This window comes from Thalassolituus sp. UBA6592, from assembly GCF_002433655.1.
Taxonomy (GTDB): domain Bacteria; phylum Pseudomonadota; class Gammaproteobacteria; order Pseudomonadales; family Oceanobacteraceae; genus Venatoribacter.
Map to the genome: position 1 here is coordinate 14,910 of NZ_DJIO01000117.1, position 203 is coordinate 15,112.

A 203-nucleotide genomic window follows, 5' to 3' on the forward strand; every position below is an offset into this window, starting at 1 on the left:
AGGTGGTTGGTTGGTTCGTCGAGTAACAGCATGTCCGGCTTGGACATCAGCAGTCGGCACAGCGCCACACGACGGCGCTCACCACCGGACAGTTTGGTGACGTCAGCATCCCATGGTGGCAGACGCAGTGCATCAGCAGCGATTTCCATCTGACGTTCCATATCATGGCCGCCAGCGGTCTCGATCAGAGCTTCCAGTTCGCC

1 protein-coding gene is annotated in these 203 nt (G+C 59.1%); it reads right to left on the reverse strand.

Translation table 11 applies throughout. The features are described 5' to 3' along the window. Nucleotides 1-203: ATP-binding cassette domain-containing protein (locus tag B2Z72_RS11195; protein ID WP_297004829.1), on the reverse strand; the 203-nt coding region annotated here is incomplete at both ends.